General features: G+C 65.6%; 16 protein-coding genes. 4 read left to right on the top strand and 12 right to left on the bottom strand.

Features of this window, described 5'->3' with window-relative positions:
- Window positions 1-24 precede the first annotated feature (24 nt).
- On the top strand, window positions 25-1,029 hold the full coding sequence (locus tag OHA70_RS28170; RefSeq protein ID WP_328322682.1) for a hypothetical protein: 1,005 nt from the start codon (window positions 25-27) through the stop codon (window positions 1,027-1,029).
- Window positions 1,030-1,084: 55 nt separating this feature from the next.
- Here OHA70_RS28170 and OHA70_RS28165 read toward each other — a convergent pair whose 3' ends face one another.
- Both OHA70_RS28165 and OHA70_RS28160 read right to left on the bottom strand, forming a co-directional pair.
- Complete coding sequence (locus tag OHA70_RS28165) at window positions 1,085-1,627, bottom strand: hypothetical protein (protein ID WP_328322681.1); 543 nt, start codon at window positions 1,625-1,627, stop codon at window positions 1,085-1,087.
- The gene (locus OHA70_RS28160) at window positions 1,624-2,799 is read right to left on the bottom strand and encodes a helix-turn-helix domain-containing protein (RefSeq protein WP_328322680.1); all 1,176 of its coding nucleotides are present in this window, start codon (window positions 2,797-2,799) and stop codon (window positions 1,624-1,626) included. Before OHA70_RS28160 ends, OHA70_RS28165 begins: the two co-directional genes overlap by 4 nt.
- A gap of 1,090 nt (window positions 2,800-3,889) precedes the next feature.
- On the opposite strand from OHA70_RS28160, the gene OHA70_RS28155 reads away from it, so the two are divergent.
- A complete protein-coding gene (locus tag OHA70_RS28155) occupies window positions 3,890-4,687 on the top strand; it encodes a hypothetical protein (RefSeq protein WP_328322679.1) in 798 nt (265 codons plus the stop codon).
- A gap of 695 nt (window positions 4,688-5,382) precedes the next feature.
- Here OHA70_RS28155 and OHA70_RS28150 read toward each other — a convergent pair.
- From OHA70_RS28150 to OHA70_RS28110, 9 genes are all read right to left on the bottom strand, one after another.
- Window positions 5,383-6,387 carry an ABC transporter ATP-binding protein gene (locus OHA70_RS28150; protein WP_328322678.1) on the bottom strand — a complete coding sequence of 335 codons (1,005 nt, stop codon included), beginning with the start codon at window positions 6,385-6,387 and terminating at the stop codon, window positions 5,383-5,385.
- Window positions 6,387-7,391 carry an ABC transporter ATP-binding protein gene (locus tag OHA70_RS28145; protein WP_328322677.1) on the bottom strand — a complete coding sequence of 335 codons (1,005 nt, stop codon included), beginning with the start codon at window positions 7,389-7,391 and terminating at the stop codon, window positions 6,387-6,389. The genes OHA70_RS28150 and OHA70_RS28145 overlap by 1 nt, the downstream gene beginning before the upstream one ends.
- Window positions 7,388-8,281 carry an ABC transporter permease gene (locus OHA70_RS28140; protein WP_328322676.1) on the bottom strand — a complete coding sequence of 298 codons (894 nt, stop codon included), beginning with the start codon at window positions 8,279-8,281 and terminating at the stop codon, window positions 7,388-7,390. The genes OHA70_RS28145 and OHA70_RS28140 overlap by 4 nt, the downstream gene beginning before the upstream one ends.
- On the bottom strand, window positions 8,274-9,200 hold the full coding sequence (locus OHA70_RS28135; protein ID WP_328322675.1) for an ABC transporter permease: 927 nt from the start codon (window positions 9,198-9,200) through the stop codon (window positions 8,274-8,276). Before OHA70_RS28135 ends, OHA70_RS28140 begins: the two co-directional genes overlap by 8 nt.
- Complete coding sequence (locus OHA70_RS28130; RefSeq protein WP_328322674.1) at window positions 9,197-10,804, bottom strand: peptide ABC transporter substrate-binding protein; 1,608 nt, start codon at window positions 10,802-10,804, stop codon at window positions 9,197-9,199. Before OHA70_RS28130 ends, OHA70_RS28135 begins: the two co-directional genes overlap by 4 nt.
- Window positions 10,805-11,114: 310 nt before the next feature.
- Window positions 11,115-12,425, bottom strand: a complete 1,311-nt coding sequence (locus tag OHA70_RS28125; RefSeq protein WP_328322673.1) for a M16 family metallopeptidase — start codon at window positions 12,423-12,425, stop codon at window positions 11,115-11,117.
- Window positions 12,422-14,653, bottom strand: coding sequence for a polyribonucleotide nucleotidyltransferase (locus OHA70_RS28120; protein ID WP_328322672.1), 2,232 nt, complete (start codon window positions 14,651-14,653; stop codon window positions 12,422-12,424). The genes OHA70_RS28125 and OHA70_RS28120 overlap by 4 nt, the downstream gene beginning before the upstream one ends.
- Window positions 14,654-14,946: 293 nt before the next feature.
- The gene (gene rpsO / locus OHA70_RS28115) at window positions 14,947-15,219 is read right to left on the bottom strand and encodes a 30S ribosomal protein S15 (RefSeq protein WP_164604166.1); all 273 of its coding nucleotides are present in this window, start codon (window positions 15,217-15,219) and stop codon (window positions 14,947-14,949) included.
- Between the two features lie 118 nt (window positions 15,220-15,337).
- On the bottom strand, window positions 15,338-16,300 hold the full coding sequence (locus OHA70_RS28110; RefSeq protein WP_328322671.1) for a bifunctional riboflavin kinase/FAD synthetase: 963 nt from the start codon (window positions 16,298-16,300) through the stop codon (window positions 15,338-15,340).
- 121 nt (window positions 16,301-16,421) lie between these two features.
- Between OHA70_RS28110 and OHA70_RS28105 the strand changes: the two genes are divergently transcribed.
- Together OHA70_RS28105 and OHA70_RS28100 are read left to right on the top strand one after the other, a co-directional pair.
- Window positions 16,422-17,453: an SGNH/GDSL hydrolase family protein gene (locus OHA70_RS28105; protein ID WP_328322670.1), complete on the top strand. Its 1,032-nt coding sequence runs from the start codon at window positions 16,422-16,424 to the stop codon at window positions 17,451-17,453.
- 289 nt (window positions 17,454-17,742) lie between these two features.
- On the top strand, window positions 17,743-18,330 hold the full coding sequence (locus tag OHA70_RS28100; protein WP_328322669.1) for a Type 1 glutamine amidotransferase-like domain-containing protein: 588 nt from the start codon (window positions 17,743-17,745) through the stop codon (window positions 18,328-18,330).
- On the opposite strand, the gene OHA70_RS28095 is transcribed toward OHA70_RS28100, so the two are convergent.
- A complete protein-coding gene (locus OHA70_RS28095; protein ID WP_328322668.1) occupies window positions 18,327-19,310 on the bottom strand; it encodes a phosphotransferase enzyme family protein in 984 nt (327 codons plus the stop codon). The two genes, OHA70_RS28100 and OHA70_RS28095, sit on opposite strands and share 4 nt — an antisense overlap.
- Window positions 19,311-19,370 lie beyond the last annotated feature (60 nt).

The raw sequence follows: 19,370 nt of genomic DNA, 5'->3' as shown, positions 1-19,370 counted from the left end.
CAGTGAATGGGGTACGGGGCCGGTATGGAACCCATCCGCGTCGGACTGGTGGCCGATCCAGCCGCACCGACTGAGATCGCCAGGAGATTGACCGACCTGAGGCCACCCGACGGCAGCGGCCACTGGGACATCACCGTCGTGAGTGAGCCTTTCACCATCGGCTCTGAGGACGTCGGCGCCGCGGTGGGTCGGCTGCAGGACCGGGCCCGCGAACATGACTGGGACCTCGTCGTCGGTCTGACCGAACTACCACTCCACGACCATGAGGGCCGGCACCTGCTAGTCGAGACCGATCCAGAGCAACGGACGGCAGTACTGTCACTGCCTGCGCTGGGTGGGCTTCGGATGCAGGCCCGCACCCGTCGGGCAGTGCGCTCCCTGATCAGCAGCATGTCAGACCCTCACCCGATGGATCAGCACCACGTGGCCCTCCCGCAGCGGCGCGGCCGCTGGCGCCTGCTCGTAGGCATGGTGCTCGCCAACCGTCCGTGGCTGTTGGTACCGGGCCTGAAGTCCGCGCTCGTGGCCGCGCTGGCAACTGGCGCCGTGGCTACGGTCAACTCCACGGTCTGGCTGCTGGCCGACTCGATGTCGTGGTGGCGCCTGGTCGTCGCGACGATCGCCTCGATCGCACTCGTCGTCGGCTGGCTAGTGATCGACGGCGAACTGTGGGACCGCCCCGACGACGACTCCCCGCAAGCCCGCGAAAGATCCCGCCTCTACAACGGCTCGACCCTGCTGACCCTGACGGTCGGCGTCCTCATCTGCTACACCGCCCTCTACGTGGTGAACCTGGCCTGGGCATACTTCATCCTCGACCCTGACGTGATGGGCGGCTATCTCAAGAACCCGACGGGCCACGCAGACCTCTTCGTCCTAGCCTGGTTCGTCGCCTCCGCCGCAACCGTAGGCGGCGGCCTAGGCTCCGGCCTGGAATCGGACGAGGCAATCCGAGCAGCCGCCTACTCCAAACGAGAACAAGACCGCCGAGACCGCCTAGACCGAAACTCCGACCAATCCACCACCTAAAGGCCACGCCTTGGGCAGCCACAGGAGTCAGCTGAAACGCCGGCCACACCGGCCATCAGTTCAGACGCCGCGCCCACCTCACGTAGCCCGCCTCGGTCGGTGCGTCCTGCGGCTCCCACCCATTTCGCGCGGCCATCCGCATGCTCGCCTTGTTGTCGACGTGGATGAACCCGGCCAAAAGGCCGACCGTGCAGTCCTGCTGGTGCATCGCGGCCCTTGCCTCGGCGACGGCTACGTCCATGATCTCGTCGCCCAGGTACGGCGGATCCGGACCCCGATGCGACATGGCCACAGCGCCGACCTCGATCTTGGCGACGAGCTTGGCGCCGTCGACCAAAAACCGCAGGTGTACGACCGCAGCGTCGACCGCCACGCCTGTAGAGGTGTCCACCCCGATCAATACCCGGTCGCCCGGACGCATCAGCTGGTTGAGATTCTTGACGTGCCGTTGAGCGTCCCACTCCCAGCGACGCGGGTGTTGTGGCAGGCGGCGACCACCCGGTGTGGTCGGCCAGGGCTCAGTGCACTGGAAGCACTGAAGGCGCGTCGCGAGCTTCTTTTCCTCAAGCAGCTGCCACTCGAGGATGCGTTCATTCACCGTTCTTCAAGCAGGTCGAACCAGTGCGAGTCGTCCTCCTCGCCCCTGCGTGTCTCTTGATCAGCCAAAGGAGCATCGACATCCGGCTCAGGCCAGGAGAGGTCGTCGACCGGTACCTCACGGACCCAGGCCAGTAGGTAGGGGTCTGCCTCGCCAACCTCAACGCGTTCGGTGAGTGCAGCAACCAGGTGCTCGGGAAACTGCCGCCCAGTCGTCGCGTTCTCGCGCTCCCAGATCGGATCTCCGTGCACACGATTGTTCCGAAGCTGCTCCACATGCGCCCGCATCAACTTCGGAGTCGTCTCCTTGAGCGCTTCTTGCACTTGCTTGGAGGTCGCCAGGTTCAGGTGGCGTAACCGATGGGACAGTGCGGCTGTCGAAACCCCGGCATCCCATACCCATCGTGCAAGCTCACCGAGATCGACGGTCCGCCAATCCACCGCACGTACCTTTACTTCGGGAAGCAGGAACTCCCTGGCGAACGCGTCAGCCGGCGCCTCTTCCGCAGCCGTCGTTCGGTCGCGGACATGATGGCCCAGCGCGAGATGACCGAGCTCGTGCGCGATCGACCAGTTGGCCCGGAACCAATAGATGGTGCTCTTCAACAGGATGACTGCGTGTTCACCGATCCGGAACGAGTAGTCGGTGGACAGCCCCGGGTCCCGCACGATGTCGATGCCCAACGCGCCTTCGACCTGCTCCGACAAACCCCTGACATCGGCGCTCGGAAGCATCGCCCGCAGCTCGCTCGGATCAGCAGGAAGCCGCATGGACGTCGAGCCCACACCTTCAGCCGCGTACGCCGCGCGATACGTCTCGACAACGCGAGCGATGATCGCCGCATCCTGCTCTTCCTGATCAGCCGAACTCTTCCCCCAGGTATGCCGCGCCGCCAGCCGCACCCGATACGGATCCTGCTCACCGGTGATCAGCCAATGGGTGTCGAGACCGAGATAGTCGGCCAACCGAGCAATCTCCAACACCGAAAAGTGCCGCTGCCCGTTAAGCGCACGAGACAGCGCGTCATGCGTCATCCCAATCTCCGGCGCCAACCTCCGCTGACTCAAATGCAAAGGAATCGAAGCCCGAACCCGCTCCCCGACGGAACCGCCACCAGCACCCGGATCACCAACACCGCGAGCGGTACTGCCGGAGTCCCCATCTCTGGTCATACCCTCAAGCATAAGCTGTCTGTTGGGAAAATCCCAACAGCTTCTATGTCTTCCTGACCGCTCGCGCCGAACACGGGACGCAGCGCCACGCCAGCAGTGGGCGCCCGAGACCGGACACCAACGCGTCAGACTCTGGTGATTCTGGCAGCCTGCGCGCAAGTGTTCACGACGTTCTCCACCTGCCAGGGCAAGAGCAGAGCACCAGCAGCAGGACCATCGGTGTGCCGTCGGACCCTCCGAGGGTGAGCAACACGGCCAGAACACAACCGAAGGAGAGTGGCAGGAGCAAACCGACACACCCCAAGTGCGGCTACCCCCGCAACGGAAACATCACTCGCCCACGGCGATCGAGCTCGGCAGTCCCTCAGCTGGCCACAGCTCACCCGTCATCATCAATCCTCAAACCTCCAAAAGTTCGGCAACGGTAGTGCAGGGCGCAGGTCTACCAGGCAGAACGCGGGAGACTCTGAAATGGACAGCCGTGATCGCGGCCTGTCATTAGGCCCGCGAACTAGCTGGACCACGCGCACAGACAGGTAGCTCGCGCGCGACAACGTCGTTCTCGGAGTAGCGCTGAATCTCAGCGAGTACGTCGGACACAGGAACGAGCTGCAGCGAAGGCGGCCGACCATACGGACGGTGGCGTCTCCGCACCTGACCCGCACTGGGGACCTACCGCGCGGTGGCGTACCGATAGATCTGATGACTGCAACAGTCTTCGATCTTGGAAGCAGGAGATGCAACTCCCGAAAGTCTTGAGCCGATAGCCTGCCACGCGTCAGGCGAACCAACTATGGATAGTTACTGCAGCTGATCCTTGCGCACCGACTCAAGCGTCGTTGGGAATCACCCACGTGCCGGCCAAACCTATGTAAAGAAAGTTCCCGTTGACAATGACTACCCACTTGGCAGTGGGTGGGGCAGACTTCAAGCGGGGGTAGTGGCGATGCGACGCGTACCGAAGCGTCTCGCCTCGCAGGCCTGTGAAAGAGGGGTTTCAATGGGGGGTTTTCTGATCATTGTCTGGATTATCGGCGCCTTCGTGAACTCGTGCCGATACTACGTACGGCGTTGCGGGACATCGATACACATGGAGAAGGGCGTGCAGGCCAATCCCGGGCTGCTGTCCGCGACGCTGCTCGGCACCGCCTGGCCGATCACGCTCTTCTTGGAGAGTTTTCGCCATCCCGAGCATTGCCGGCACCCGGAGCATCCACGGCGATCGGCCTCAAACACACCCTCTCCAGCCGCCTCTTCCCTGCAGGTACCAGCACATCCCGCACCAACAACCCCGACTCACACGGCGACATACATGGAGTACCTCGTCGAGCAGTACAAACAGCAATACATCCGGGAGGCCATGGAACGGGTCGAGTGGATGCGACAGAACGACGAGCGACTTCGGCCGGCCAGCCGCCCAACCACCACAGAACCGCGGCCATTCGAAATCGGCACCGAACTCGATGCATCGCGCCTCGCCCAGTATCAGCGCGATCTGGCAAACAACCTGTCAGGCACCGAACAGCAGGCACTGTCGCCAGCGAACCGCGAAACCTATGTCGCGGCCCAAGGTAGCCACGTACTGATGGCTAGCTGGCAGAAACCCGACATCAACGGCTACCGCGAAGGCGATCGCGTCAAGCTGACCGAGGAGTACCGCGGCGAAACTGGCGTGTATACCGAGGGCAGCATCGGAACTGTAGTGATCACGAACACAGCGCCGTCGAGCATACGTGTCGCCCGTGAATCACATCTACTCGAGGTCTTGATGGACACGAACGGCATGATAATTCTTGACATCGATTCCAATTTCACCAGGATCGAAGGTCAGGTGCGCGTGTCCTATTACGACGACGGGCGTGTCACTGCGCGCACCATTCAGCCCTGACATTCCGGATATCCACCTAAGCACCCGAACGATCGGAGTCGACATGCCCAAAGTCGGAGAGAACGTCAAGGTTCGTTGTCCGAACAAGTACTGTGGAAAGGAGACCTGGGTGAAGTGGGGCTACGCCTCGAATTGCGAGCACTGCGACCATCCGATAGTCACCCCGTAGTGTGATCGGGCCTTGCACCTGACATCGCTTGCGCCGACCACACACCAGCCTCACCTAGCGAGGACCCCGGCAACCAGTCCGCTGTCGCCAAGCTGGCGACGCAGGAGCCAGCGCCCGGGGTGGGTGGGAGCTCAGCGCCGTGTGAGCGACGAAGGAGCGAGCGGAGGCGCCAGCGTGGGCGAGTACCTCACGCCCGACAGCACCCGCACACACTAGCCACGCCACCGCGAGCACCCCGGCCAACCAGGCCGCTCTCACCAAGCTGGCGACGCAGGAGCCAGCGCCCGGGGTGGGTGGGAGCTCAGCGCCGTGTGAGCGACGAAGGAGCGAGCGGAGGCGCCAGCGTGGGCGAGTACCTCGCGCCCGACAGCATCCGCACACACTAGCCACGCCACCGCGAGCACCCCGGCCAACCAGGCCGCTGTCACCAAGCTGGCGACGCAGGAGCCAGCGCCCGGGGGCGGGTGGGAGCTCAGCGCCGTGTGAGCGACGGAGGAGCGAGCGGAGGTGCCGGCGTGGGTGAGTACTAGTGGGTGAGGGTGGAGGCGTAGGTGGTTTGGGCGTCTTCGGCGAAGTGGCAGGCGACTGTTTGGCCGGAGGGGATTTGGCGGAGTTCTGGGACGTCTACTGAGCAGCGGGCCTCGGCTCGGAGGCAGCGGGTGTGGAAGCGGCAGCCGGACGGGGGCGAGACCGGGGAGGGTGGGTCGCCGGCTAGGACGATGCGTTTGCGGCCTTGGCGGGCTAGGCCGGGCTCAGCGGACAAGAGAGCCTGGGTGTAGGGATGAGCCGGTACGTCGTAGACCTGGTGGTGCTCACCAAGCTCAGCCACCCGGCCGAGGTACATCACCGCAACCCGATCCGACACATGCCGTACCACCGACAAGTCATGCGCCACGAAGATGATGCTGAGCCCGAGCTCCCGCTGCAACCGCATGAGCAGGTTCACCACCTGCGCCTGCACCGACAGATCAAGCGCCGATACCGGCTCATCGCAAAGCAACACGTCAGGGTTCAACGCGATAGCGCGAGCGATCCCGATCCGCTGCCGCTGACCACCCGAGAACTGATGCGGAAACCGTGTCTCGTCCTCAGCCCGCAGGCCGACAAGCTCCAGCAACTCCCGCACCCGCGCACGGATATCCAGCCCACGCGACACATCCGGATGCACCTCCAGCGGCTCCGCGACGATCTCGCCGACCCGCATCCGCGGATTCAGGCTCGAGTACGGGTCCTGGAAGACGACCTGTACGTTCCGCCGCCACCGCCGAAGCTCCCGGCCGCCCATCTTGCTGACATCCTCACCGCCGTACAGAACGGAACCCGACGTCGGCTTCTCCAATGCAGCCAGCAGCCGGACCAGCGTAGACTTCCCACATCCCGACTCGCCGACGATCCCGAGCGATTCCCCACGACGCAGCACCAGGTCGACCCCGTCAACCGCCTTCACCAAAGTCTTCTGGCTGAAGGAGAACGCCGGGCTGATGTCGTAGTGCTTCACCAGATTGGTTGCCAGCAGCAACTCGTCACTCATCAGACCGCCTCCTGCGCAGGCATCGACGTACGGCGGATACACGCGGCGTCCCGGCCAGGCGCGATCGTCAGCAACGGCGGCACCACCAGCGCACAGTCCTCAATAGCCTCCGGGCACCGGGTCCGGAAGGCACACCCAGACGGAATGGCGCGCAACGAAGGCGGCGTACCAGGGATCGTCGGCAACTCCTGACCCTTCAGGTCTGCCGACGGCATCGACCCCAGCAGCCCTTCCGTATAAGGGTGCAGAGGACGTTCAAGCGCCGCAGCCGTAGCGGCCCGCTCGACCACATGCCCGGCGTACATCACCACGACGTTGTCCGCGACATCCGCAACCACCCCGAGGTCATGCGTGATCAGCACAACCCCCATGTCCCGCTCAGCCTGCAACTCCTCGATCAACTCCAGGATCTGCGCCTGCACAGTGACATCGAGAGCGGTCGTCGGCTCATCAGCGATCAGTACGTCGGGATCCAACGCCAGCGCCATCGCCAACATCACCCGCTGCCGCATCCCACCGGAAAACTCGTGCGGATAGTCATGCACCCGCTTGGCAGCAGCCGGAATCCGCACCTGATCCAGCATCTCCGCCGCCCGCTTCATCGCGTCCGACTTCGACAGCCCCCGATGCACCCGATAACACTCGGCGATCTGCTTGCCCACCGACTGCACCGGATTCAAAGCAGACAAGGAATCCTGGAACACCATCGTGATCCGGTCCCCGACGATCTTCCGCCGTTCCTTGACCGTCATCGCGATCAGATCTTCACCCCGGTACTTCGCGGTGCCGGAAACAATCCGCCCAGGCGGCATCTCCAAGATCCCCGTCAGCGCCTGAGTGGACACACTCTTCCCCGACCCCGACTCCCCCAGGATCGCCAGCGTCTCCCCCGCCCGGACCTGCCACGAGACCCCGTCGACGGCCCGGACAGCCCCGTGCGGAGTGTCGAACTCGACCGACAGATCGTCGACCTGCAGCAGTACTTCACCAAGCGGCGTACTCATCGCATCAACTTCGGGTCGAGGGCGTCGCGGATCGAGTCGCCGATGATCATGAACGAGATCGTCATCGTCGAGATGAACAGCGCCGGCCAGATGAACAGGTGTGGTGCATCCCGGTACGACGCCGCGACGCCGAACTGCGAACCCCACGAGATCGACGGCGGCTGCAACCCGACGCCGAGGAAGGTCAGGATCGCCTCCAGCCCGACCAGCCCGCCGACGCCCAAAGTAGTTGTCGCCAGCAACGGCGCCATCGCGTTCGGGAACACGTGTTTGCGCAGGATCCGCAGCGGAGGCACACCCACCGACCGCGCGGCCAGTACGAACTCCCGGTTCCGCACGGAGAAGACCGTCGAGCGCATCAACCGCATCCCGAGCGGCCAGGACGTCAGCAGGATGACCCCGACGATGATCCAGATGCTCCGGTTCGGGACCGAGTTCAGTACGACGATCAGCGCGACCAACCCCGGCAGCGAGAACAGCACGTCGGCGGTACGGGAGATCAGGTTGTCCACAAACCCCGGGAAGTACCCGGCCAGCAACCCCAGGACGGCCGCGATCAGGAAGCCGCCGATACTCGCCACGACACTGACCAGCACCGAAGGCCGCGCACCGTAGATGACGTTCGCGAAGTAATCGCAGCCCTGCACGTCGAAACCGAAGGGATGGCCACCAGTTCGACCTTGCTGCGACCTGCCCAGCTCGCAGAACCGTGGATCGGTGGAGGTGAAGATCCGCGGCACGGCGGCCATCAGGAAGAACGTCAGCACGAGCACCGTACAGAGCACGAACTGCGGTTTGCGGAGCAATGCCCGGAGTAACTCGCGGTTGGACAGCGTCCGCCCACCGAGGTCCGCGGCCTCGGCCTCGAAGATCGCCTGCGTCTCAGACATTGCGCACCCTCGGATCGATCGCGCCGTAGATGATGTCGACGATCAGGTTGATGGCGATGAACATCACGAAGGCGAGCGTGGACAGCAACACGACCACACCGCCCTCCTTCAGTTTGATCGCCTGGAACATGAACTGACCCAGCCCCGGCAGGTTGAAGATGCTCTCGGCAAGCAACGCGCCCGCGAAGATGCCACCCACATCGACACCCATGAAGGTCACCATCGGCAGCAACGCGTTCGGCAGCACGTGACCCCACAGGATCCGCTGCTCCCCCAGCCCCTTGGCCCGGGCCGTCTTCACGAAGTCCGCGTTCGCGGTCTCGACGATCGAGGTCCGGGTCAGCCGGGCCAGGCCGGCGAACCCGGTCAGGCCGATGCAGACCGCGGGCAGCAGGTACGACATGGGATAGCCGTGCGCGATCCCTGACACCGGCAGCCACTTCAACTCCACACCGAACACGTACTGCGCAGCGAAGTACACGACCAGCAGCGGTACGGCGAGGATGAACAGTGTCGCGAGCAGCAGGATCCGGTCGACGACCCCGTTGCGCTTGAACCCTGCGTACAGGCCGAAGAGCAGGCCGGCGATCCACTGGATGATCAGGCCCATCGTGGCCAGCTTGAGCGTCACCGGGATCCGCAGTCGCAGCTGCGAAGCGATGTCGGCGCCGGCGAACGTAGTACCGAAGTTGCCGGTGAAGATGTCCTTCATCGACAGCAGGTACTGCACCACGAACGGGTCGTCGAGGTGGAACTGCGCCCGCTTGGCCGCCATCACCGCGGCCGGGATCGGCTTGTCACCGGCCAGCTCACGCAGGGGGTCTCCGGGCATCGCGAACACGAGCGCGAAGACCCCCAGCGTGACGATCAGGCCGATCGGCACGGCCGCCAGGATGCGGCGCAGGACGAACCGGGTCACTTGAACGTTGAGTAGAGCGCCTGGACGCCGGTGTACTTCGACACCCGCGGCTCGATCTTGGCCGAGTGCAGGTAGGCGTTCTGCTTGGCGTACAAGGGAATCAGCGGCATGTCCTCCAGCGCGATGTCCTCCACCTGCTGGTACAGCTTGATCGCGGCCTCCGGGTTCGGCTCCGCGTCACCCTTGGCGAGCAGGGCGTCCAGCGCGGGGTTGCTGTAGTGGGCGAAGTTCGCGTCACCGGTGGTCTTGAACATCGGCGTCAGGTAGTCCTCGATCGACGGGTAGTCGTGTCCCCAGCCGCCGAACCGCAGCCCGTCGAGCTTGCGCTGCTGGGCCAGCTCGGTGAGCTCGGAGCCGACCTTGCCGGTGTACTTGACCTCCAGCCCGAGGTTCTGCCGGAGCATGTTGCCGATCGCCTCGGCGAACAGCTGACCGGTCGCCGACGTGGTGTTGTAGTTGATGTTCACCGGGCCGGAGAAACCGCCGCCCTCGGCCAGCAGGGTCTTGGCCGCCGCCGCGTCGAAGTTGCAGTACTTGCAGGCGTCGGCGCGGAAGCCGTTGATGTCCGGCGAGATCAACCCGTTGGACGGGGTCGCCAGGCCGACCAGATCGGCCAGCGCCTTGCGGTCGATCGCCATCGAGAAAGCGTGCCGCAGCTTGGGGTTCTTGAACCGCTGGTCCCAGTCCGGCATCACCAGGTAGTTGGCGCCGGAGCTCTCACCAGCCACCCAGCCGTCCGGCGCGTCGGTCTTGAAGGTCTTGATCTTGGTCGCCGGTACGTCGACGAAGTCCACCGTGCCGGCCAGGAACTCGTTGTACGCCGTGTCCGCGTTCGGGATGAAGCGGAAGGTGATCGCATCCGCCTCGGGCGCGTTCGGGCCCTTGTAGCCGTCCCACTTGGCCAGCTTGATGTCGCCGCCGTTGCTCCAGTCACCGTCCAGCTTGTACGGGCCGTTGCCGATCGGCTTGCGCTTGTACGCGTCGGGATCCTTGCGGACCTCCTCGGGCAGCGGCGCCAGGCCGAGGTACTGCAGGGTCAGGCCGAACTGCGAGAAGGGCACCTTGAGCTTGACCGTGAAGGTGAGGTCGTCGACCTGCTTGAGGCCGCTCAGCGCCTTCACCGAGGTCGGCTTCGGGGTCGCGCCCTCGGCCGTCGGCGGGTTCAGCGCCTCGTAGCCTTCGACCTTGGAGAAGAAGCCGTTGTTGTCCCAGGCGTTGGCGCCCTCGGCGGTCAGGTTCCAGCTGTCGATGTAGTCCTTCGCGGTCAGCGGCTGACCGTTCTGGAAGCTGTTACCGGCCTTCAGCTTGATCGTCCAGGTCTGGCTGGTTTTGTCCGGGGTGACCGAGTCGGCCATCACGTTGACGACCTTGCCGGTGTTCGGGTCGGTCGCGACCAGCGGCGCGAACATCGCCTGCGCGACCTGGATGCCCGGGCTGCCGTTCTCGTTCAGCGGGTTGATGAAGTCGAGCGGATCCGCGGCGAGCGCGATCACCTCGCTCTTGGCCCCACCCGACCCCGAGCCGCTGGTCTTGCCATCGCCACAGCCGGTGAGCACCAGTGCGAGACCGAGCGTCACCCCCAGAACACCAGTGACTCGTCGCACGTCGAACCAACTTCCTCGGCGGAGCGCCGGTAGGCGGAATAGCCGCCATGTTGGCTGGTCGAAACTGGCGATGTCAACGTTGTCAGGCCCAATCCAGAGGCAAGTAACAAACGCGTGACCTTAACGAGACCTCAGAGCACCCACGGCACACTCCGCCTGCATCGGTCAAGAACCCACCCCAATTACCCCAAGTCATCAGACCTCAGCGAGCATCATCACGCTCCGTAGATTGCCCATCGAAGTTCTGTCAGACAAGGCCGGAGACGCAACGAACCGCGGCCTACCAAGTGGTAAGCCGCGGTTCGAGGGGTTAGACGGTGAAGAGGGTTTTGTCGTTGAAGGGGCCCATGACGGTGAGGGTTTGGGCGCCGGCGTAGAGGTCGGCGGCCAGGGTGGCTACGTCGTCGAGGGTTACGGTGTCGATGCGGTGCAGGATCTGGTCGACGGTGGGGAGTTCGCCGTAGACGAGTTCGGCCTTGGCGATGCGGGTCATCTTGGCGCCGGTGTCCTCGAGGCCCATGACGACGGAGCCGCGCATCTGGCCCTTGCCACGCAGGAGTTCGTCGGGGGTGATGTTGCCCTTGGCAATGTTCGCCAGTTCGGAGCGGACCACCTCGAGGACCTCGGGGGCCTTCTTCGGCAGGCAGCCCGCATAGACACCGACCATGCCGGAGTCGGCGTACGCCGAGCCGAAGGTGAACACCGAGTACGCGAGGCCACGCTTCTCGCGCACCTCCTGGAACAGCCGCGACGACATCCCGCCACCGACGATGCCGTGCAGCACACCAGCGGCGTACCGGCGCTCGTCGTTGCGGACCAGGCCGGGCATGCCGAGCACGAGATGCGCCTGCTCGACGTCGCGGTGGTGGACTTCCACTCCCCCGTACGTCGGAACGCGACGCTTAGCCTCCGGCCGTACCGGCGAAGGCTCCGCCTCAGCAGTCATCCAGTGGCGCTCGAAAGCCTTGCGCACCAGGCGAACGACATCGGAGTGCTCGACGTTGCCGGCCACCGAGACGACGATGTTCTCGGGCAGGTAGCGGCGGCGGTACCAGCCGCGGACCTGGCGAGGAGTCAGGCCGGCCACCGATTCCGGCGTACCGGTGATCGAGCGGCCGAGTGGGGTCTCACCCCAGAGTTGCTCGGCGAACAGGTCGTGGATGTGGTCCGACGTCTCGTCGGCGTGCATCGCGATCTCTTCGTCGATCACGTCCCGTTCGCTCTCGATGTCCTCCTCCGTCAGCGTCGCCGAGGTGATCATGTCGCAGATCACGTCGACCGCCAGCGGCAGGTCGGAGTCGAGCACCCGGGCGTAGTAGCAGGTGTACTCCTTGCCGGTGAACGCGTTCATCTCGCCACCGACGGCCTCCAGGGACGCCGAGATCTCCATCGCGTCGCGCCGCTCGGTGCCCTTGAACAGCAGGTGCTCGAGGAAGTGCGTCGCGCCGGACAGATGGACCGGCTCGTCGCGCGAGCCGACCCCGACCCATACGCCGAAAGTGACCGAGCGGAAGCCCGGTACGGACTGGGAAAGCACGCGGAGCCCGGAGGGCAGGACGGTCCGTTTGACCGGACCGCCTGCCTCCGAGCTCAGCAGCGTGCTGGTGATGGCACGTGTCACTCGGCGGGAGCGACCTCTGCGTCATCAGCCTTGGCCTCTTCAGCCTTGGCGTCCTCGTCCAGCACCGGGATCAGCGACAGCTTGCCGCGGTCGTCGATCTCGGCGATCTCGACCTGGAGCTTCTGGCCGACGGACAGGATGTCCTCGACGGCCTCCACCCGCTTGCCACCGGCCAGGCCGCGCAGCTTCGAGATGTGCAGCAGACCGTCCTTGCCGGGGAGCAGGGAGATGAACGCACCGAAGTTGGTCGTCTTGACGACCGTTCCCAGGTAGCGCTCGCCCTTCTCCGGCATGGTCGGGTTGGCGATCGCGTTGATCATCGCGCGCGCCGCGTCGGCCGAGGGGCCGTCCGTCGCACCGATGTACACCGTGCCGTCGTCCTCGATGGAGATGTCGGCACCGGTCTCGTCGGTGATCTGGTTGATCATCTTGCCCTTCGGGCCGATGACCTCTCCGATCTTGTCGACCGGGACCTTGACCGAGATGACCCGCGGCGCGAACTCGCTCATCTCACCCGGGGCGTCGATGGCCTTGGCCATCACGTCGAGGATGGTCAGGCGGGCTTCCTTGGCCTGGGTCAGCGCGCCGGCCAGCACGCTGGCCGGGATGCCGTCGAGCTTCGTGTCCAGCTGGAGGGCCGTGACGAAGTCCTTGGTACCGGCGACCTTGAAGTCCATGTCGCCGAAGGCGTCCTCGGCGCCGAGGATGTCGGTCAGCGCGACGTACTCGAGCTTTCCGTCGACCTCGCCGGAGATGAGGCCCATCGCGATACCGGCGACGGGGGCCTTCAGCGGCACACCGGCCGAGAGCAGGGACAGCGTCGAGGCGCAGACCGAGCCCATCGAGGTGGAGCCGTTCGAGCCGAGCGCCTCGGACACCTGACGCAGCGCGTACGGGAAGTCCTCGCGCGACGGCAGCACCGGCACGAGGGCGCGCTCGGCGAGGGCGCCGTGGCCGATCTCGCGACGCTTCGGCGAACCGACCCGGCCGGTCTCACCGGTCGAGTACGGCGGGAAGTTGTAGTTGTGCATGTAGCGCTTGCGCGTCTCCGGGGAGAGCGTGTCGAGCTGCTGCTCCATCCGGAGCATGTTCAGCGTGGTGACACCCATGATCTGGGTCTCGCCGCGCTCGAAGATCGCGGAACCGTGCACCCGCGGCAGCACCTTGACCTGCGCCTTGAGCGGGCGGATGTCGGCCAGACCGCGACCGTCCATCCGGACCTTCTCGGTCAGCACCCGGTTGCGGACGAGCTTCTTGGTGAGCGAGCGGAAGGCTGCGGACAGCTCCTTCTCACGACCCTCGAAGGACTCGGCCAGCTTGGCGACCACGGCGGCCTTGACGGCGTCGGTGGCGTCCTCGCGGTCGTGCTTGCCGGTGATCGTGAGGGCCTGGGTCAGCTCCTCGGTGGCAGCGGCCTCGACGGCGTCGAACGCGTCGGCCTGGTAGTCCGGGAAGACCGGGAACTCGCCGGTCGGCTTGGAGGCCTTGGCCGCCAGCTCCGACTGAGCGTCGACCAGGATCTTGATGAACGCCTTGGAGGCCTCGAGGCCCTGGGCCACGATCTCCTCGGTCGGCGCCTGCTTGCCGGCGGCAACGGCGTCGAAGGTGCCCGGGGTGGACTCGGCCTCGACCATCATGATCGCGACGTCACCGGTCTCGGTGACACGACCGGCGACCACCATGTCGAAGACGGCGTCCTCGAGCTCGGTGTGCGTCGGGAACGCGACCCACTGCTTGTCGATCAGGGCGACGCGGGTGGCGCCGATCGGGCCCGAGAACGGCAGCCCGGCGATCTGGGTGGACATCGACGCGGCGTTGATCGCCAGTACGTCGTACAGCTTGTCCGGGTTGAGCGCCAGGACCGTGATGACGACCTGGATCTCGTTGCGCAGGCCGGAGACGAACGACGGCCGCAGCGGGCGGTCGATCAGCCGGCAGGTCAGGATGGCTTCCTCGGAAGGACGGCCTTCGCGACGGAAGAACGAGCCCGGGATGCGGCCGGCGGCGTACATCCGCTCCTCGACGTCCACCGTCAACGGGAAGAAGTCGAACTGGTCCTTGGGCTTCTTGCTGGCCGTGGTGGCCGAGAGCACCATCGTGTCGCCGTCGAGGTAGGCGGCGGCGGAGCCGGCGGCCTGCCGGGCCAGACGGCCCGTCTCGAAGCGGATGGTGCGGGTGCCGAAGCTGCCGTTGTCGATGACGGCTTCAGCGAACTCTGCGCCCTCCATGGGCGCGTTTGTGGATCCCGACACGGGATACCCCTCTCGTCACTTGAGACGACTGTGAGGCGCGAGTCTTCCGGGGGTGTGCCGGTCTTCGATCGAGGCCCGCGGGTGGGGCGCTTGTTCAGCGCTGTCCCGAAGGCCACTACCGAGGACCGGTCGTCGGCCCGGTACGCGTCTCGCGTCGTCTCGTTGTCGTTGATTATTCAGTTGTTCCGCACGGCTGTGCGGGGCTCCGTACTGACGTACGGATACGCGAGAAGCGGCCACCAGGAATGCGGTGGCCGCTTCTCACGACGTCATCGGCGAAGGCCGAGCCGCTCGATCAGGGACCGGTAGCGGTTGATGTCCTTCTTCGACAGGTAGTTCAGCAGCCGGCGACGCTGACCGACCAGGAGGAGCAGACCACGACGGCTGTGGTGGTCGTGCTTGTGCTCCTTCAGGTGCTCGGTCAGGTCGGCGATGCGGTGCGTGAGGAGCGCGACCTGGACCTCGGGGGAACCGGTGTCGCCCTCGGTCAGGGCGTACTCGCCGATGATCTTCTTCTTCGCCTCAGGATTGGCTGACGACACGTAGTGATCCTCTCGATGTCCGTTGCGCGGCGCACCGGGGCTTATGTCACCCGGGCACTCTCGATCCGCGGCCGTTCAGACGGCAGCGCCCAGGGTATCAGTCCGTGGACGCGTCACCCTAATTCTGGGTAAGGATTCGGCGTGCCCCATCGACGTCGAGCTTCATCTGGACCAGCAGGTCGTCGATGGTGTCGAAACGGATCTGGGTGCCGCGCAGGCGGGTGACGAAGTCGATCGCGACTTTCGAGCCGTAGAGCTCGAGGTCGTCGCGGTCCAGCACGTACGACTCTACCCGGCGGTCCACACCGTCGAAGGTGGGATTGCTGCCGACGCTGATCGCGGCCGGCAGCGGTTCGGCGTACTGCGGAGCGCCGGGCGCCGGTTCGAGGACGGTCAGCCAGCCGGCGTACACGCCGTCGAGCGGAACCGCCGCGCCAGGCAGGGCGGGGATGTTGGCGGTCGGATAGCCGAGTTCGCGCCCGCGCTTGTCGCCCTCGATCACGACTCCGGTGACCCTGAGCGGCCGGCCCAGCGCCTCCGCGGCGCCTTCGACGTCGCCCTTGGCGATCAGGTCCCGGATGTACGTCGAGGACCACGGCTGGGCGTCACCCGAGAGGCTCAGCCCCTCGACCTGGAACCCGGCTGCCGCACCGGCCGCGACGAGCGTGTCGACGTGACCCGCGGCCTTGTGGCCGAAGCGGAAGTTCTCCCCCACCACGACCGCCTTGGCGTGCAGGGTCTTGACCAGGACCCGGTCGATGAACTCCTCCGGCGACCAGTTCGAGACGTCCTTGTCGAACGGCAGGATCAGTACCGCGTCCGCGCCGGCCGCGCCGAGCAGCTCGGCCCGTTGACTGGGCTCGCTGAGCATCGCGGGCGCGTGCCCGGGGCGTAGTACCGCCATCGGGTGCGGGTTGAACGTCATCGCGACCACCGGCAGCCCACCCAGCTCGGCCGCGCGCGCCTTGGCGTGCCGCAGTACCTCCTGGTGACCGCGGTGCACGCCGTCGAAGTTGCCGATGGTGACGACCGACGGCCCGAACCCCGGGTCCACCTCGCCCAAACCGTGCCAGACATGCATGGCAGAAGGATTCCATGTGCCCGGTCGAGGTGTATCAACAGGTCCCGTCGTCACCCTTTGTAATCGGGCCGTGACTCAACTTAGGGTGGGGCCGCACTTCTTTCGCATCCTCGGAGGTTCCGTGAAAGTTCAGCGCCTCGTCGCCGCCTGCAGTTCGGTGGCACTGCTTGGTTCGATGTCCCTCACGAGTACCGCTCAGGCTGCCGCCCCGGCCTTCGCGCCCGTCACCTTCAGTAAGTACGTCGCTCTCGGCGACTCCTATTCGTCGGCGCCGCTGGTGCCGCTGCCCGACATCCTGTCGCTCGGCTGCCTGCGCTCGTCGAACAACTATCCGAAGCAACTCGCGGCCCAGCTGCGGGTGACGTCCTTCGCCGATGTCAGCTGCGGTGGCGCGGACACCACCAACATGACCCAGCCGCAGAGCACGCCGCTCGGCACGTTCCCACCCCAGTTCGACGCGCTGCGGCCGGACACCGATCTCGTCACCGTCGGGATAGGTGGCAACGATTTCGGAGTCTTCGGCGACATCACCGAGACCTGCCCTGGTCTGCGCGCGGCTGATCCGGCCGGGTCTCCGTGCAAGAAGCACTTCACGGTCGACGGCGTGGACACGCTGGCGGCGAAGCTGGTGCAGACGCAGGCGCGGATCACCGAGGTGGTGAAGGGGATCAAGCTCCGCTCGCCGCGCGCGACCGTAGTACTCGTCGGGTATCCGAAGATCGCGCCGGAGAAGGGCGTATGTCCCGCGATCCTGCCGTTCTCCGACGGGGACTACGCCTATCTGTACTCCGTCGAGCAGAAGCTCAACCAAGCGGTGTCCGGCGCGGCCGCGGCCGGCGGGGCGGTCTACGTCGACACCTTCGGGCCATCGACCGGGCACGATGCGTGCGCTCCGGACGGGCAGGCGTGGATCCAGGGCAAGGACATCAACTTGCTCCGGGCGCTGAACTACCACCCTCGGTACGAAGGTCAGGCCGGCGTCGCGTCGCTGACCTACAAGAAGCTGACCGGCACTCCGACGACGATCACCGCGGCCGAACAGACGCGATGGGCGTCAGAAGCCCGCCAACTGAGCCGCAAGGCCACCAGCTCCAACTCCACCCCGGCCGCCAAGGCCACCCTGAACCGCCTACGGACCGGCGCGCAACGCTGACCCTTTCCAATCCGTACGGCGGACACCGGACCGGCCCCTTTCACGCAAGGGACCGGTCCGGTGCTCATTTCCGGGGGTGCTGTCGGATCGGGGTGGGGCTGTTCGTTGCAGGGTAGAAGACGCTCATCCGAGGACAGGGAAGGTGTTATGAGGCTGCTACTGACTTCTGCCGGTGTGGAGAACGACAGCATTCAGGACGCGTTGGTCGAGTTGCTGGGGAAGCCGATCGGTGAGGCGAATGCGCTGATCATCCCTACGGCCCTCCATCCCTTTTCGTGGTGGGCCCTACATGGCGCAGCGTGCGATCGCCGGGCAGGCGCCGGGGCGGTTGGCCGAATTGGGGTGGAAGTCGCTGGGGGTGCTGGAGCTGTCCGTGCTGCCGAGCATTGAGGAGGACGCCTGGGTGCCGACGGTCCGTGACGCCGACGCGTTGCTGGTCTGTGGGGGCGACCCGATGTTCCTCGCCAACTGGATGCGGCGTTCGGGGCTGACCGATCTCCTGCCGAAGCTCCGGTCCGAGGCGGTCTACGTGGGGGTGAGCGCCGGAAGCATCGCGACCGCCTCCACCTTCGTCGAGACCTACACCGAGCCGCCGCGCGGAAGCGACGGACCGTTGAAGTCGGAGGAAGTCGTCCTCTCCACGCCTCAAGGTGACGTCGAGCGACTTCTGGTCACCGGGCAAGGAGCCGGACTCGTCGACTTCGCGGTGATCCCGCACTTCGAGCACCCGCACCACCTCGACGCCTCAGCCGCCAACGCGGAGAAGTGGGCGGCGCGGATCCCGGTACCGACGTACGCGATCGACGACGCGTCCGCGCTCAAAGTCGTCGACGGTACGGTCGAGGTCGTCTCCGAGGGGCAGTGGAAGCTGTTCTAGAGCATTTGATCGAGTGAGCGCCGGACGTAGTCCATCGTCTTGTCCAGGTCGGCCGCGAACGCCGGGTTGACCTGGGCCATCCCGGCGAACCAGAGACCGACGGCGACGTACCGCGTGGCGATGAAGTCATCCAGGTGTATGAGGCCGGGTAGGTCGCGGTGTTGCGCGTAGCCCTCCAGAAGCGCCGCGCGGTAGGCGGGGTAGTCGTCGCGGTGGTGACTGTCCCACAGCGGTACTGCGAGGTCGTAGAGCCAGTAGCCGAAGCCACAGTCGTCGAAGTCGATGATCCGCACCGCATCGCCGTCGAACAGCGCGTTCTCCAAGTGCAGATCGGCATGGATCAGCCCGAACGCATCCGATTGCGTCCCGAGGTCTGCCATGACGATGCGCATCCGGCGCGCGACCTCGTCGAACTGCACCCGCACCGGCGCCGGCAGCAGGTCCCAGCAGTCGGCCGCGGACACACCGCCGTACTCCATGGTGTTGCCGAAGAACGTCTCCCAGTCCCACCGCATCCGCACGAACCCGGCGGGTGGAGTCCATCCCGATGCATGCTCATGCAACCGTGCAAGCACGCCGCCCAAGCGCCGGAAGTGCACGGCCTTCGGATGAGCCGCCTGCATCCGCCCACCTTGCCACCCCAGCACCGAGCAGACCCGTCCATCGGCGACGGTCGTCCACTCCCCACTGCGCGCCCGAACCGGCGACGGCACGCTCAGCTCCGTCTCAGCCCGCAACGCCGCCAGCCAATCCAGCTCCGCACCCACCGCAACCCGTGAATCAACCCCCGGACCATGGCGATTGGGCCGATGCACCCGCATCAAGAACCGGCCGTCCCGCGAGTCCACCCTGAACGTCGTGTTCTCCCCATGCGCAACAAACGAAAGCCGCGGCTCGTCAACCGCATAGTCCGCAAGCGCCTGGACGGCAGTACGCCGATTGCGCGCCACCTGCGCCCGCTTCGACACCAGTTCAGCCATCCACGCAGCGTATCGACGCCCCCACAAGCCCGCCACGCATTTCCCGGCTGCGCCACCTTG

This window comes from Kribbella sp. NBC_00382 (assembly GCF_036067295.1).
Classification (GTDB): Bacteria; Actinomycetota; Actinomycetes; order Propionibacteriales; family Kribbellaceae; genus Kribbella.
The sequence above is the reverse complement of the archived record's forward strand: the minus strand, read 5'-3'. Positions and strand labels throughout refer to the sequence as shown.

Coding starts and splice junctions, on each gene's coding strand:
- OHA70_RS28170 (WP_328322682.1), top strand. CDS start 25: ATGGAACCCATCCGCGTCGGACTGGTGGCCGATCCAGCCGCACCGACT.
- OHA70_RS28160 (WP_328322680.1), bottom strand. CDS start 2,799: ATGACCAGAGATGGGGACTCCGGCAGTACCGCTCGCGGTGTTGGTGAT.
- OHA70_RS28155 (WP_328322679.1), top strand. CDS start 3,890: ATGGAGAAGGGCGTGCAGGCCAATCCCGGGCTGCTGTCCGCGACGCTG.
- OHA70_RS28150 (WP_328322678.1), bottom strand. CDS start 6,387: ATGAGTGACGAGTTGCTGCTGGCAACCAATCTGGTGAAGCACTACGAC.
- OHA70_RS28145 (WP_328322677.1), bottom strand. CDS start 7,391: ATGAGTACGCCGCTTGGTGAAGTACTGCTGCAGGTCGACGATCTGTCG.
- OHA70_RS28140 (WP_328322676.1), bottom strand. CDS start 8,281: ATGTCTGAGACGCAGGCGATCTTCGAGGCCGAGGCCGCGGACCTCGGT.
- OHA70_RS28120 (WP_328322672.1), bottom strand. CDS start 14,653: ATGGAGGGCGCAGAGTTCGCTGAAGCCGTCATCGACAACGGCAGCTTC.
- OHA70_RS28110 (WP_328322671.1), bottom strand. CDS start 16,300: ATGCATGTCTGGCACGGTTTGGGCGAGGTGGACCCGGGGTTCGGGCCG.
- OHA70_RS28100 (WP_328322669.1), top strand. CDS start 17,743: ATGGCGCAGCGTGCGATCGCCGGGCAGGCGCCGGGGCGGTTGGCCGAA.
- OHA70_RS28095 (WP_328322668.1), bottom strand. CDS start 19,310: ATGGCTGAACTGGTGTCGAAGCGGGCGCAGGTGGCGCGCAATCGGCGT.